Source organism: Streptomyces sp. HD (assembly GCF_028369295.1).
Lineage (GTDB): Bacteria > Actinomycetota > Actinomycetes > Streptomycetales > Streptomycetaceae > Streptomyces.
This window is the reverse complement of the sequence record NZ_JAQMYP010000185.1, coordinates 1-476: the sequence shown is the minus strand read 5'-3', so window position 1 is coordinate 476 and position 476 is coordinate 1. Positions and strand designations below refer to the sequence as shown.

Here is a 476-nt window from a genome sequence, read left to right as displayed (position 1 = left end):
TGCCGTGGAGCTGCTGGCCGAGGAGCGAGAGTGGCTGAGGGAGGAGGACCTGCCGCGCCGTGCCGCCGTGTCCGCCTTTGGTGTGAGCGGCACCAACGCCCACGTCGTCCTCGAACAGCCCGTCGTCGAAGAGCCTGTGGTTGCCGGCGCCGACGAGCCCGTGCCGTCTCTGGTGCCGTGGGTGGTGTCGGGGCGCAGCGGGGCCGCTTTGCGGGCGCAGGCCGGTCGGCTGGCCGAGTTCGTGAGCGGCTCCGAGGCGCTGGGCGCTGTGGAGATCGCTGGTTCTTTGGTGCGTTCCCGGTCGGTGTTCGAGCACCGGGCGGTGGTGTGGGGCGCCGATCGTGCGGAGCTGCTGCGGGGGCTTGAGGCGGTGGCGGCGGGTGAGTCCGCTGCCGGCGCGGTGGCCGGTGCGGTGGGTGAAGGGGGCCGTACTGCCTTCCTGTTCGCGGGTCAGGGCTCGCAACGCCTTGGTATGG

1 protein-coding gene is annotated in these 476 nt (G+C 72.5%); it reads left to right on the top strand.

Annotated elements, in window-relative coordinates:
- Positions 1 to 476: ketoacyl-synthetase C-terminal extension domain-containing protein (locus tag POF73_RS45920; RefSeq protein ID WP_272125499.1), on the top strand; the 476-nt coding region annotated here is incomplete at both ends.